At 69.4% G+C, this 13396-nt stretch carries 14 protein-coding genes; 10 read left to right on the forward strand and 4 right to left on the reverse strand.

The features are described from left to right. Window positions 1-4: 4 nt before the first annotated feature. Complete coding sequence (locus FJ108_07835) at window positions 5-577, reverse strand: FMN-binding protein (GenBank protein MBM4335806.1); 573 nt, start codon at window positions 575-577, stop codon at window positions 5-7. Further along, the gene (locus FJ108_07840; protein MBM4335807.1) at window positions 555-1892 is read right to left on the reverse strand and encodes a hypothetical protein; all 1338 of its coding nucleotides are present in this window, start codon (window positions 1890-1892) and stop codon (window positions 555-557) included. The genes FJ108_07835 and FJ108_07840 overlap by 23 nt, the downstream gene beginning before the upstream one ends. A 176-nt stretch (window positions 1893-2068) precedes the next feature. Here FJ108_07840 and FJ108_07845 point away from each other — a divergent pair, with 176 nt between their 5' ends. From FJ108_07845 to FJ108_07880, 8 genes are all read left to right on the forward strand, one after another. Continuing rightward, window positions 2069-3229 (forward strand): pyridoxal phosphate-dependent aminotransferase, encoded by a 1161-nt coding sequence (locus tag FJ108_07845; protein ID MBM4335808.1) that lies wholly within the window; start codon window positions 2069-2071, stop codon window positions 3227-3229. Window positions 3230-3311: 82 nt separating this feature from the next. Continuing rightward, window positions 3312-3944: a TetR/AcrR family transcriptional regulator gene (locus tag FJ108_07850; GenBank protein MBM4335809.1), complete on the forward strand. Its 633-nt coding sequence runs from the start codon at window positions 3312-3314 to the stop codon at window positions 3942-3944. Beyond that, window positions 3941-4846: an SDR family oxidoreductase gene (locus FJ108_07855; GenBank protein ID MBM4335810.1), complete on the forward strand. Its 906-nt coding sequence runs from the start codon at window positions 3941-3943 to the stop codon at window positions 4844-4846. Before FJ108_07850 ends, FJ108_07855 begins: the two co-directional genes overlap by 4 nt. A gap of 9 nt (window positions 4847-4855) precedes the next feature. Then, window positions 4856-5713: a 3-alpha,7-alpha,12-alpha-trihydroxy-5-beta-cholest-24-enoyl-CoA hydratase gene (locus FJ108_07860; protein MBM4335811.1), complete on the forward strand. Its 858-nt coding sequence runs from the start codon at window positions 4856-4858 to the stop codon at window positions 5711-5713. Between the two features lie 13 nt (window positions 5714-5726). After that, window positions 5727-6923: a lipid-transfer protein gene (locus FJ108_07865; GenBank protein MBM4335812.1), complete on the forward strand. Its 1197-nt coding sequence runs from the start codon at window positions 5727-5729 to the stop codon at window positions 6921-6923. 3 nt (window positions 6924-6926) lie between these two features. Next, window positions 6927-8420, forward strand: coding sequence for an MATE family efflux transporter (locus tag FJ108_07870; GenBank protein MBM4335813.1), 1494 nt, complete (start codon window positions 6927-6929; stop codon window positions 8418-8420). A gap of 15 nt (window positions 8421-8435) precedes the next feature. Next, window positions 8436-8843, forward strand: a complete 408-nt coding sequence (gene msrB, locus FJ108_07875) for a peptide-methionine (R)-S-oxide reductase MsrB (protein ID MBM4335814.1) — start codon at window positions 8436-8438, stop codon at window positions 8841-8843. Further along, window positions 8840-9313, forward strand: coding sequence for a DUF1232 domain-containing protein (locus tag FJ108_07880; GenBank protein MBM4335815.1), 474 nt, complete (start codon window positions 8840-8842; stop codon window positions 9311-9313). The genes msrB and FJ108_07880 overlap by 4 nt, the downstream gene beginning before the upstream one ends. Before the next feature lie 26 nt (window positions 9314-9339). Here FJ108_07880 and modA read toward each other — a convergent pair whose 3' ends face one another. Together modA and FJ108_07890 are read right to left on the reverse strand one after the other, a co-directional pair. Beyond that, entirely contained in the window at window positions 9340-10179 is an 840-nt protein-coding gene (gene modA / locus FJ108_07885; GenBank protein MBM4335816.1) for a molybdate ABC transporter substrate-binding protein, read from the reverse strand. Beyond that, window positions 10176-11969, reverse strand: a complete 1794-nt coding sequence (locus FJ108_07890; GenBank protein ID MBM4335817.1) for an AMP-binding protein — start codon at window positions 11967-11969, stop codon at window positions 10176-10178. The genes modA and FJ108_07890 overlap by 4 nt, the downstream gene beginning before the upstream one ends. A 30-nt stretch (window positions 11970-11999) precedes the next feature. On the opposite strand from FJ108_07890, the gene mazG reads away from it, so the two are divergent. Both mazG and FJ108_07900 read left to right on the forward strand, forming a co-directional pair. Continuing rightward, the gene (gene mazG, locus FJ108_07895) at window positions 12000-12626 is read left to right on the forward strand and encodes a nucleoside triphosphate pyrophosphohydrolase (protein ID MBM4335818.1); all 627 of its coding nucleotides are present in this window, start codon (window positions 12000-12002) and stop codon (window positions 12624-12626) included. A gap of 15 nt (window positions 12627-12641) precedes the next feature. After that, window positions 12642-13396 (forward strand): CoA transferase (locus tag FJ108_07900; protein ID MBM4335819.1); only part of this gene is annotated, 755 nt, incomplete at its 3' end.

The raw sequence follows: 13396 nt of genomic DNA on the forward strand, positions 1-13396 counted from the left end.
CCGGCTACTCGGCTGGATTCTGGCTCTCGAACAGGACCTGATATAGCGCGAGCGCGGTGCGGACGCTGCGCGTCACGGCGTGCGACGACAGGGTCGCCCCGGCGATGCTGTGGATTCCTCGCTTCAGGTGGAGATCCGGTCCGAGCTGCCGGCTCTCGATTCCCGCGAGCCAGCGCGCGGATGGCTGGTACTCGGTCGGCTCGTGGAACGCGAGGATGCGCAGCGAACGCACCGTGCCGTCCGGGGCGATCACGACCAGGAGCGCCTCCGGCAGCGTGCGCACGTTGCGTACGTCGATCACTGCAGCGCCGAGCAGCCGATCCGCGCGATACGCCAGATAGAGCGTCCAGATCTGCCGCTCGAGCGGAGCGGCCGCGAGCTCCTCGATCGACCGAGCCTGGTCTTCGGTCAGGACGAAGCTCTTCTCCTCGATCCGATCGGCGTCGGCGAAGGCTTCGCGAAGCGCTTCCTGCTTGCTCGCGTACACCGTCGCGCGTGCCTGCGGGACGGCCAGCGCAGAGAGCAGGGCGAACGCGGCGCAGCCGGCGAGCGCTCTAGAAAATGAGACCGAAGCCAAGGCTCACCTCGTCACGGCTGCTCTGCGCGAAGTCGTCGACCTTGCGGTAGTCGAGCTTCACGACCACGTTCGGGATCGGCTTGAACTGCAGACCCGGGATGTAGATGCGTTGCTTGTAGGCGCGATTCGCGCTGAATCCGCTCGGCACGTCGTTCTGCGTGTCGACGTACTCGAAGCGGAAGAACGGCTCGAGCGACATCTCGGAGCCGGGGAAGAACAGCGGAACGATGTCGTAGGCGATCTCTCCGTAGCCGCCGATCATGCGGCGCGCGACCACTGCGTTGCTGGCGCCGGACGCGGTCAGCAGGTTCGAAAGAGCTCCCGCGTCGGCGACGTGCGCCTGGGTCCAGAGAGCGCGCGCGGTGAGCGCCTGCCAGCGGTACTCGCCGTGCACCTCCCAGATCGTCGTGCGCGCGTCGGGAAGCGAGACGTCGGAGCCGGCGATCTCGATGTCCTGGTCCTGCCCGGAGTTGCCGGAGTAGAACGAGCTGCCGACCCGCATGCCCTCGAACAAGTCGAGGTCGAGGCGGCCGACCAGCGCGAGATCGTTCGCGATCGCCTCGCTTCCGCTCTGCCGGCCGCTGCGCAGCCCGCTGGACCTGAAGTCACTGGCGACCATGCCGTTCACCGCGTAGACCCGGTAGCTGAGCCGCTCGCCCAGGTTGCCGAAGATGCCGAGCCCGTTCTCGCGCCAGGTCGACGGGATGATCACGCGCTCCGGCGTGGGGCGGAACGTCGAGTAGTAGAACGGAGGCTCGTGGAACTCGTTCACGAAGCCCATCGGGATCAGGACCTCGCCGGCGCGGATGTTGAGCTCGGGCATGAGCAGGAAATCCAGCGTCGCGAACTCCACACTCACGGAGCCGTTCTCCGCCGTGGTGCCGTGTTCGAACTCGATCTCGGTGTTGAAGACGATCCAGTCGTTGAACTTGTAGCCGAGGTAGGCGACGACCCTCGTCATGTCCGCCTCGTCGTCGGCTCCCGAGTCCCGGCGCCGGTAGTAACCCTCCGCGTAGCCGCCGATCGAGAGGCCACGCGCGATGCCGTACACCTTCGAGGCGGCGGGACCCAGACCGTACTGGCTCTCCAGTCCGCCGGCAGGCTCGGGCGCCGCGACCTGCGTGCGCAGCGTCTCGAGCTCGGTCACGACCACGCCGAGCTTCCGCTTGAGCTCGGCGATCTCGTCGTCGCGCGCGATCTCGCGGTCGCTCGACTCCTGCGCCCCGCCCGTCGAGGCCCACGACACGCCCAGGAGCAGGATCAGTGCCGGACCATGAACCCACCGCTTCGGAAATCCCACGACGCCCTCCGCCATTCGAGACGACACTGATAATCGCTCTCAACGCGAACCTAACGGGGAGGTGGTCGGCGTGTCAAGAGAGCAGCGATTTCGGCGAGGTCCATGGACCGCGGATGGAGTGGTGTATCGTGGGCGCCGTGAAGCCACGGCGCCCGGCGCGAAGTCGACGGAGCCGCGGAACAGGACACCGCATGTCGCTCGAACTCACCCCACGCGCGCGCGCCGCCCGCACCTCGCCGATCCGCAGCATGACGGCGGAGTGCGCGCGCGTCGGCGGGATCAACCTGGCGCAGGGCGTCTGCGACACCCCGGTTCCAGAGCTGGTGCGGCGCGCGGCACAGGCGGCGATCGAGGACGGCGCGAACAGCTACTCGCGCTCCGAGGGGCTGCCGGAGCTGCGGCGCGCGCTCGCGGCGAAGATGCGCCGCGACGATCGGCTCGACTACGATCCGGACTCCGAGATCGTCGTGACCAGCGGGGCGACCGGCGCGTTCTACGTGGTCTGTCAGGCGCTTCTGCAGCCCGGCGACGAGGTGATCCTCTTCGAGCCGTACTACGGCTACCACCGCAACACGCTCGAGGCGCTCGGGGTCGTCCCGCGCTACGTGACGCTGCGCGGGCCGGACTTCGCGCTTCCGCTCGGCGAGCTCGAGATCGCGCTCTCTTCGCGAACGCGCGCGATCGTCGTGAACACGCCGGGAAATCCCTCGGGCAAGGTCTGCACCCGAGCCGAGCTCGAGGCGCTCGGCGCGATCGCGCGCGAGCGGGACGTCTTCCTGCTCACCGACGAAGTCTACGAGCACTTCGTGTACGACGGCCGCGAGCACGTGAGTCCTGCCTCGCTTCCCGGCCTGCGCGAGCGCACGATCACGATGAACGCGCTCTCGAAAACGTTCGCGGTCACGGGCTGGCGGATCGGCTGGGTCGCGGCGCCGCGTCGCTTCGCCGAAGCGTTCACACACCTGCACGATCTGGTCTACGTATGCGCGCCGACGCCGTTGCAGCTCGCCTGCGCAATCGGGCTCGAGCGTCTCGGTCCGGAGTACTACGCCGCGATCTCGGTCGAGTACCAGCGCAAGCGCGATCAGCTCTGCGAGGCGCTCGCAGCGGCTCGGCTCGCGCCGCTGCGGCCGCAAGGGTCCTACTTCGCGCTGGCGGACATCTCGCGCATGCCCGGCGCGAACGGGGACGAGCGCGCGCTCGCGCTGCTGCGCGAATGCGGCGTCGCCTGCGTTCCCGGGACGGCGTTCTGGCGCGACGGAGACGCGCACCGGCTGGGTCGCTTCTGCTTCGGCAAGACCGACGCCGATCTCGCCGAAGCCTGTCGTCGGCTCAGAAACCTGCAGGTTTGACGGTTTCTGCGGGCTCGACTAGAGTCCGGCCGCTCCCACCCGACCCGAGGTCTGCTTGGCCCCCTGCACCCGCGAAGCCGTTCTGCGCGCGCCGCGCTCGCGCCGGACACAGGAGCAGCGCAGTGCGGACACGCGCACGCGACTGCTCGACGCGACGGTCGCCTCGCTGGTCGAGGTCGGCTACGCGGCGACGACGACCACGGAGGTCTGCGCGCGCGCCGGCCTCTCGCGCGGTGCGCAGCTGCACCACTTCCCCACGCGCGCGGATCTGGTCGTCCATGCCGTGGCGCACCTGGCGAAGCGCCGCGCGGACGAGGTGCGCCGGGATCTCGAGCCCCGTGACGCCGCGCCGGATCGGCTCGAACGTGCGCTCGACGCGCTCTGGGCGAGCTTCTCGGGTCCGCTCTTCTACGCGTCGCTCGAGCTCTGGGTCGCCTCGCGCAGCGACGCGCAGCTCCGCGCGAGCCTGGTGCGCTTCGAGCGCGGCGTCGGGCGCGAGATGGCGAAGCTCTGGCGCGAGCTGGCCGGCTCCGAGGCCACGAAGGCGCCGCACTTCGAGGACCTTCTGGAGCTGAGCTTCCACATCATGCGCGGAATGGCCCTGCAGCGGATCCTTCGCGACGACGACACCGAGCGGCGACGGCTCTTCGAGCTCTGGAAGCGCATGGTGTACGCGTGCCTCGAATCCCCCGTACAGAAGGAGAGAAGGCGATGAGCGAGATTCGTTTCGATGGACGGGTCGCCGTGATCACCGGCGCAGGAGGCGGCCTCGGAAAGACCTACGCGCTCGAGCTCGCCCGTCGCGGCGCGCACGTGGTCGTGAACGACCTCGGCGGCGCTCCCGATGGCAGCGGCAAGTCGACCTCGATGGCCGACGTGACCGTGAACGAGATCAAGGCGGCCGGCGGGCAGGCCGTCGCGAGCTACGACTCGGTCGCGACGCCGGCGGGAGGCGAGGCGATCATCAAGAAGGCGATCGACTCGTTCGGCCGCGTCGACATCGTGATCAACAACGCGGGCATCCTGCGCGACAAGAGCTTTTTGAAGCTCGAGCCGCAGGACCTCGAGATCGTTCTCGACGTGCACCTGAAGGGCGCCTTCTACGTCTCGCAGCCGGCCTACCGCGTGATGAAGGAGCAGAACTACGGCCGCTTCCTGTTCACCGCTTCGGCCGCCGGCATCTTCGGGAACTTCGGCCAGACCAACTACGGCGCCGCGAAGATGGGGCTGGTCGGGCTGTCGAACGTGCTCGCGGTGGAAGGCGCGAAGAACGGCATCAAGTCGAACGTGATCGCGCCGATCGCGCGCACGCGGCTGACCGAGAACCTGCTCGGCCCGATCGCGAGCGCCCTCGACCCGTCGACGGTGATGCCGCTCGCCTGCTATCTGGTCTCGGAAGCCTGCGAGCTCTCGCACGAGGTCTTCTCCGTCGGCGGCGGGCGCTTCGCACGCGTCTTCGTCGGCCTCGCACCGGGCTGGTTCGCGGGCAAGGGCAAGGTCGTCTCGCTCGAGGACGTGCGCGACAACCTGGGACGGATCATGGACGAGAAGAACTACATCGTGCCCAAGAGCGTCGGCGACGAGATGCGTCTCATCGCCAAAGACCTGCTGGGATAGGAGTCGAACATGCCGATCGATCTCGAGAAAGCGCGCGGAGCGAAGCTCGCCACCACGACCGGCGAGTGGGGCCAGGACCAGGTGATCCTCTACCACCTCGGAATCGGGGCCGGGACGGCCCGACCGACCGATCCGAAGGAGCTGGAATACACCTACGAGAAGAACCTGAAGGTGTTGCCGAGCTACGGGGTGATCCCGGTCTTCGGCGCGGTCGGCGGCATGGCCGGCGTGCCCGGCATCCAGATCAACTTCGCGCTCGTGCTGCACGGCGAGCAGGACATCGAGATCCACCGCCCGATCCCGGTGCGAGCGAAGATCGAGAGCGCGGGCCGGATCGCGGGAATCTACGACAAGGGCAAGGCCGCGCTGATCGTGATCGAGGTCGAGACCCGCGAGGTCGGTGGGGACAAGCTCTTCACCAACCGCTTCTCGATCTTCGCGCGCGGCGAGGGCGGCTTCGGCGGGGACGCGGGCCCCAAGGCCGGGAACGACGCACCGTCGCGCGCGCCCGACGCGGTGGTCTCGTCGCCGACGCTTCCGCACCAGGCGCTGCTGTACCGCCTGTCCGGCGACAAGAATCCGCTGCACGCGGATCCCGACTTCGCCAAGCTCGGTGGCTTCGACAAGCCGATCCTGCACGGACTCTGCTCCTTCGGGATCGTCTGCAAGGCGGTCGTCGACGAGCTGCTCGGCGGGGACGTGAAGCGCGTCGCGCGCTACCAGGTGCGATTCGCGGGCGTCGTCTTCCCGGGCGAGACGATCGAGACTTCGATGTGGCGCGAGGGGAACAAGATCCTGATCGCGGCCAAGACCAAGGAACGCGGCACGCCGGTGATCAGCAACGCCGCCATCACGCTTCGAGACTGAGAGGTACACGAAAATGGGTCGGAAGGTGTTCGTGGTCGGCGTCGGCATGACGAAGTTCGAGAAACCCGGTTCCAAGGCCTGGGACTACCCCGACATGGGTCGCGAGGCGGGACAGAAGGCGCTGGCCGATGCCGGCATCCCCTTCGACGCCGTCGAGCAGGCGGCCGTGGGCTACTGCTACGGCGACTCCACGGCCGGCGAGCGCGCGTTCTACGAGCTGGGGCTCTCCGGAATTCCCATCTACAACGTGAACAACAACTGCTCGACGGGATCGACGGCGCTGTTCATGGCCAAGCAGCTCGTCGAGGGCGGCCTCGCCGAGTGCACGATGGCGCTCGGCTTCGAGAAGATGGAAAAGGGTTCGCTCGGCGTGAAGTACACCGACCGCACCACGCCGATGGACAAGCACTTCAAGCTGATGGTCGAGCAGCGCGGCTTCGCCAAGGCGCCCGCCGCGCCGCAGATGTTCGGCAACGCCGGTCTGGAGCACAACGAGCGCTACGGCACCACGCCGCTGCACTTCGCGAAGATCGGCTGGAAGAACCACAAGCACTCGGTGAACAACCCGTACTCGCAGTTCCAGGACGAGTACACGCTCGAGCAGATCCTCGCGGCTCCGCAGGTCTACGGTCCGCTCACGAAGCTGCAGTGCTGCCCGACCTCGGACGGCGGCGGCGCGGCGGTGCTGGCGAGCGAGGACTTCGTGCACAAGCACGAGCTCGAGTCGAAGGCGGTCGAGATCCTCGGCATGGCGATGGCGACCGACATGCCGAGCACCTTCGACGAGAAGAGCATGATCAAGCTGGTCGGCTTCGACCTGACCAAGAAGGCGGCCGAGAAGGTGTACGTGCAGTCGGGTCTCGGTCCCGAGAACGTCGACGTCGTGGAGCTGCACGACTGCTTCTCGTGCAACGAGCTGATCACCTACGAGGGCCTCGGTCTCTGTCCGATCGGGAAGGCCGGCGAGTTCGTCGATTCCGGCGCGAACACCTACGGCGGCAAGGTCGTCGTGAATCCGTCGGGCGGGCTGATCTCGAAGGGGCATCCGCTCGGCGCCACGGGGCTGGCGCAGTGCGCCGAGCTCAACTGGCAGCTTCGCGGCGAGGCGGAGAAGCGCCAGGTCGCGGGCGCGAAGGTGGCGCTGCAGCACAACCTGGGCCTCGGCGGCGCGGCGGTGGTCGCGATGTACCGCAAGGCGCGCTTCGTCTGATGCGTGGACGACAGGCGGTCTGACCCAGAGCTCGACGACCCGTCCGATCCCGAGATCGGTGCCGGGGCGAACCCGGCGGGAGCGGTCGCCGCCGCGGCCGGTGCGCCGACGCGTGACGAGCTGCGTCGGCGCACCGATCGCGACATCCTCCGGCTCGCCTGGCCCGCGATCGTCTCGCAGGTCCTCGCGAGCGCCGTCTCTCTGATCGACATCGGGATGCTCGGCCGGCTCGGCACCGACGCGCTGGCCGCCGTCGGCTACACCTCGCAGTTCTTCCAGCTCGCGCAGGCCGCGCTGCTCGCGCTCTCGGTCGCGTGCGTGGCGCTGATGGCCCGCGCTCTAGGCGCGGGCGAGCCCGAGCGCGCGCGCGGAGCGCTCGCGGCGTCGCTAGTGCTCGCACTAGGCTCTGCGGCCGCGATCTGCGTGGTCTCGATCGTGTTTCCGGCGTTCCTGCTCGGCGCGCTGAACGCCGATCCCGCCGTGATCGAGCGAGCCGTGCCTTACTTCAGGCTCACGCTCGGCTCGACACTTCTGCTCGCCGTGACGCTGACGATCGAGAGCGCATTCCGCTCGGCGCGAAACACGACCATGCCGCTCTTGATCGCGGGCGTGGTCACGGTCGTGAAGCTCGGACTGAACTGGCTCTTGATCTTCGGAACGTTCGGATTTCCTCGGCTCGATCTGGTCGGCGCCGGGATCGCCACGCTTCTCTCGCAGCTCGTCGGCGTCCTGCTCTTCATCGCAGCGGCCAGCAGGCGCGATCGGCCCGAATCGGAGGCGGTCCGGCTGCGCCGCGCGGACTTCGCGAAGGTGCGCGAGGGGCTGCCCGAGACCGTACGCGTCTCCTGGCCCGCGCTCGGCGAGCGCGTGCTGCTGAACGGCGCGCTGCTGATCTACTTCTGGGTGCTCTCGGACTACGGACCGGTCGCGATCGCGGCCTACACCGTGGGAGTCCGCCTGCTCTCGTTCTCGTGGATCCCCGGTGTGGGCATCTCCATCGCGGCCTCGACGCTGGTCGGCCAGGCGCTCGGCGCAGGAGACGTGCGGCTCGCCGCCCGCGCGGGCTGGCGCAGCGCGCGCCTCTCGCTGCTCGTGTCGCTGGTGCTCTTCGTCGTGTTCGCGCTGCTGCGCAAGACGCTCGCCGAAGGGTTCACCGACGATGCCGAGGTGATCGCGGCGCTGGAGCCGTTCATGCTCCTGCTCGGAATCGCGCAGCCCTTCCTCGGCGTGCACTTCACGCTCGCCGGTGCGCTTCGCGGCGCGGGCGACACCGTGACACCGCTCTGGTCCGCGACGCTCGGCAACTGGGTCTTCCGAGTACCGCTGGCGATGCTCGTCGCGAAGGTCTTTCACGCGGACGTCGTCTGGGTCTGGGGGACGCTGGTCTTCGATCACGTGACGCGCGCGATCTGGCTCGCCTGGGCGTTCCGCCGCGAGCGCTGGGCGCTGAACCTGGGCGCGGGGCTGGGCAAAGCGCGCCGACCAGGCGCACACTGAGACAGGAGGCGTACGATGCCAGAGCACGACTGGAAGAAGATCCTCTCGCCCGAGGCGTTCGCGGTGCTCTTCGAAGAGGCGACCGAGCGGCCCGGCTCGAGCCCGCTCCTCGCCGAGAAGCGCCGCGGCCAGTTCGTCTGCGGGGCCTGCTTTCTGCCGCTCTTCTCCTCGGAGTCGAAGTACGAGAGCGGTACCGGCTGGCCGAGCTTCTTCGAGCCCGTCGCCGGAAACGTCGCGACCAAGCGCGACTGGAAGCTGGTCCTGCCGCGCACCGAGTACCACTGCGCGCGCTGCGGCGGACACCAGGGGCACGTCTTCAACGATGGCCCGCAGCCGACCGGCCGCCGCTACTGCAACAACGGGGCCGCGCTGTGCTTCGTTGCCGAGGGCGAGCCCCTGCCCGAGGAGCGAAAGCCCGGATGACCGAGCCCGCGGCGGACGAGCGCCTCGAGGTCGATCTGCGCGCGCGCGAACGGCGCGTCTACGACCGCCTGCGCGCGCGGGTCGTCGAGGCCGAGCCCGGCGCGAGCGCGGGCGTGCGCGACCTGCTGCTCTTCCTTCCCGACCTGGTCGTCCTGTTGCTGCGGCTGGTGCGCGACCCGCGCGTCCCGGCGGGCGCGAAGGCGGTCGCGCTGCTCGGCGTCGGCTACGCACTCTCGCCGATCGATCTGGTCCCCGAGATCCTGTTCGGCCCGCTCGGCTTTCTCGACGATCTCCTGATCGCGACCGCATCCGTCTCGTGGGTCGTGAACCACGTGCATCCGGATCTCGTGCGCGCGCACTGGTCCGGATCCGGCGACGTGCTCGACGTCGTGAAGTCGGTGCTCGGCTGGTCCGAGAAGCTCGTCGGCAAGACGCTCTCGCGCTTGATCGGATTGCGCGAGAAGAGCTGATCGGCGGCGCTTCGAGCGCGCGGCGGCTAGCGGAGCTTCGCGCCGATGGGCAGGAAGCCGGCGTCGCCGAGCAGCTCCTGGCCGACCGGCCCCAGCGCCAGCGCCCGGAAATCCGCCGCGGCGCGCGGCTCCGCCGGCTCGCGCGCCGCGGAGATCGAGTAGAGCGCGGGAGTGTTCTGCTCGCTCGGCACGTCGATGCGCTGCACGCCGCTGCCGGCGCCGGCGAAGCTCGTCGCGTAGACGATTCCGGCGTCCGCTTCCCCGGCTGCGACCTTCGCCAGCACCTCATCCGCCGTAGCGGCTTCGACAGCCGGATCCGGCGCGAGCTCGAGCCGCGACAGCACCCAGCGGGAATGGCGACCGATCGACGACGTGCGCGCGCCCAGCGCCAGGCGCAGGTCTTTGCGGCCCAGGTCGGCCAGGCCCTGCACCTGCTTCGGATTGCCGCTCGCGACGGCGATCGCGACGCGGTTTCGGGCGAGCTCGGCCGGGCTGCCGACGGCGGTGTGGCCCGCCGAGGTGATCCGGGCCATCACCGAGCTGTCGCCCACCGCGATCACGTCGCAGCGCTCTCCTGCGTTCATCGCGGCGAGAAGCTGCGTGCCGCCGTCGAAGTGCAGCGTGACGCTCGCGCCCGGGTGCTCCTGCTCGTAGCGTCGGGCGATCGCCTCGAACGCGCGGCGCAGCGAAGCGGTCGCGCAGACCGCGAGAGTGTGCGGGCCCGAGGGCGCCTCGATCGCCGCGCCCGGCGCCGCCGGATCGGAAGCCGGGGAGGTTTCGCCTCCACATGCGCAGAGCAGCAGCAAGGTCGGGAGCGTGCCTCGCACGAGCGGTCCGAGTGCGCAGCGGGCGGAGCGGCTCGTCATCGGTCGAGCAGGTCCTCTCGCTCGGCCGCGCGGAACACGGCGCGCAGGCGCTCGAAGTCGGCGGGCGTGAACGGCCGGTACGAGCTGTCGCCCCGCTCGCGGAAGAACAGCGGATCGCGCACACGGCGCGGATCGAAATGCACCTTCTTCAAATTGCGCACGAGCACCTTCTGCGTGCCCGTGTACTCGAAGTCCGGGACGATCCGCACGAAGTCGGGGAACCACTTGCGGTCCATCCCGCCGTCGCGGATCTGTCGCTCGCAGAACTCGAAGAACTCCTTCGGGTCGAAGCTCGCGCCCTCGCGGAGCTTCAGCGCCGTCATCAGGAGCTCGTCGGAGACCGCGCACGGAACGCCGTAGGCGGCCGCGAGCGGCACGTCCGGATGCTCGGAGAGCAGACGGGCGACCTGCAGCGCGGAGAAGTTCTCGCCGTCCTTGCGGATCCAGTCGTCGGTGCGACCGTCGAAGAACAGGTAGCGCTTGCCGTTGCGCACGAGCACGTGCCCGAGATCGCCCGAGTGGTAGACGCCGTCGCGGTACTTGGAGCTGTTCGCGTCCGGGTTGTCGAAGTAGCCCTGGAACAGCCCGGTCTCGGGGGCCTTCCGGCAGATCTCGCCGACCGCGGCGTCGTAGTTCACGATCTTGCCCTCGGCGTCGAGCTCCGCAGGCGCGCACTCGCCGCCGCGCTCGTCGAGGATCTTCACGTTGGGGTCGGTGATCTCGCCGACGCTTCCGCGCGGATCGCCCATGCGCCGGAAGGTGCTAATCGCCGCCTCGGTCGAGCCGTAGAGCTCGAACATGTCGTCGAGACCCAGCCAGGCCGTGAACTTGTCGATGTCGACCGGCGAGGCGCCGTTGCCGATCGCGAAGCGAAGCCGGTTGCGCGCGTTCTCGGTCACCTCGCGCCGGATGCGCTCGGGATCCCCGCCGTGCTCCTTCTCGATCGCAGCGAGCACGTAGTGGACCGGCTCGCCCACGTAGTTCCACATGCTGACGCCGTACTCGAAGCAGTCGGGCACGAATCGGCTGCCGCTGAAGCGCTCGCGCAGTCCCATTCCGCCGCCGACCCAGAAGCAGGGCATGAGCCCGACGAAGAGCGAGTTCGAGTGGAACAGCGGCATGCACGCGTAGCCGATGTCGTCGCGGTGCATTCCGGTGTTCATCGACACGCCGACGCCCGTCGCGCAGAGCTTGAAGTGGTTGTTGATGATGCCCTTGGGCAGGCCCGTCGTGCCCGAGGTGTAGATCACCATCAGGTTGGTCTGCGGCGTGACGACGACGTCGGGGTAGGGCCGCGCCGCCTCTGCCGGGCCGACCTCCGCGTCGAGGCATCTTCGCAGCTCCGAGAGCGTGACGATGTTCTCGCGCGCCACGGTTCGCAGCTCCGCGCGCACGCGGTCGACCTCGGGCAGGAGCTTGTCGTCGACGACGAGCAGACGAGAGCGCGAGTGATTGACGACCCCCGCCAGAACCTCCCCGCGCAGGCCCGTGTTGATGCCGAAGAGGGTCGCGCCCGCGATCCCGCAGCCGCCGAAGAGCGCAACCAGCTCCAGGTGGTTCTCGAGCAGCATCGCGACGTGCGGCGGCCGCTTCTCGTCGCTCGCGCCGAGCCTCCCCAGCACGAAGTGCGCCACTCGCGTCGCCTCGTCGCGGAAGCGCCGGTAGCTCCAGCGCCGCGCGTCGTGCATCAGGAAAACCTTGTCCGCGGTCTCGGGGTGCTCGGCGCGCACGCGGATCTGCTCGCGGAGGGTGAGTTCGGCCGGGGGAAACGAGATCGGTGTCTGGCTCATGGGTCGCCGATCTTACCGTAAGATCACCGGATGCCGAAGATCGACCGCCTGCTGCAGCTGATGGCTCGTCTGCGCGACCCGGCGGGCGGCTGCCCGTGGGATCTCGCCCAGAGCTTCGCGACCATCGCGCCGTACACGATCGAGGAGGCCTACGAGGTCGACGACGCGATCCGCAGAGCGGCCTGGCCCGAGCTCTGCGACGAGCTCGGGGACCTGCTGCTCCAGGTCGTCTTCCACGCGCAGATCGCGCGCGAGGCTGGGCTGTTCGACTTCGACGACGTGGTCGAAGCGATCTCGGCCAAGCTCGTGCGCCGGCATCCGAACGTCTTCGGCGACGCGCGCGTCGAGACGGCCGCGGAGCAATCGCTCGCCTGGGACGCGCACAAGGCCGCCGAGCGCGAAGCCCGCGGCGTGGACGACCTGGACGCCGTGCCGCGCGCTCTCCCCGCGCTGATGCAGGCCGCAAAGCTCGCGCGCCGCGCGGACCGCGCCGGGCGGCGGTCGCGCGAGGGCGAACCGATCGGCGCAGCGGACGAGACGGCGGTGGGCGACGCGCTCTTCGAGCTCGCTCGCGGCGCCGCGCTTCGCGGCATCGATCCGGAGACCGCGCTGCGCAGGGCCTGTGAGCGCTTCCGCGCCCGAGCGCCGCGCGGCTAGGTTAGGATCGCGGCGATGCTCGACGGCCTGCGCGTTCTAGATCTGAGCGACGAGCGGGGTCTGCTCTGCGGCCAGATCCTCGCGGATCTCGGCGCCGACGTGATCCTGATCGAGCCGCCGTCGGGATCTCCCGCGCGCCGGCTCGGTCCGTTCCTCGGGGACGCGCGCGATCCCGAGCGCTCGCTCTTCTTCTGGGCCTACGCGCGCGGCCGGCGCGGCGTGGTGCTCGACCTCGACAGCGTCGACGGACGCGCGCGCCTGCGCGAGCTCGCGCGCCGAGCGGACTTCCTGATCGAGTCGTGGGCGCCGGGCCGGATGCGGGAGCTCGGTCTCGACCACGAGAGCCTCGCGCGCGACAACCCCGCGCTGATCGGCGTCTCGATCACGCCGTTCGGGCAGGACGGTCCGAAGTCCGGCTACGTTGCAACGGACCTGATCGCGATGGCGTCGGGCGGGCCCCTGTACCTGACCGGAGACGCCGACCGTGCGCCGCTTCGCGTCTCCGCGCCGCAGGCCTTCCACTTCGCGGCGGCCGAGGCGGCGATGGCGGCGCTCGTGGCGCATTTCGAGCGCGAGCGCTCCGGTCGCGGCCAACACGTGGATGTGTCGGCCCAACAGGCGCTCGGGCTCGCGACGCTGTACCGGATCCTGGACGCGCCCTGGGGGCAGGCGCCGGCGGAGCGCAGCTCCGGCGGGCTGCAGCTCGGCAAGCTCTTCATGCGCATGCGCTTCCCGACCCGCGACGGCTGGGTGGTGCTCGGCCCGGGCTT

Source organism: Deltaproteobacteria bacterium (genome assembly GCA_016875225.1).
GTDB lineage: Bacteria > Myxococcota_A > UBA9160 > SZUA-336 > SZUA-336 > VGRW01.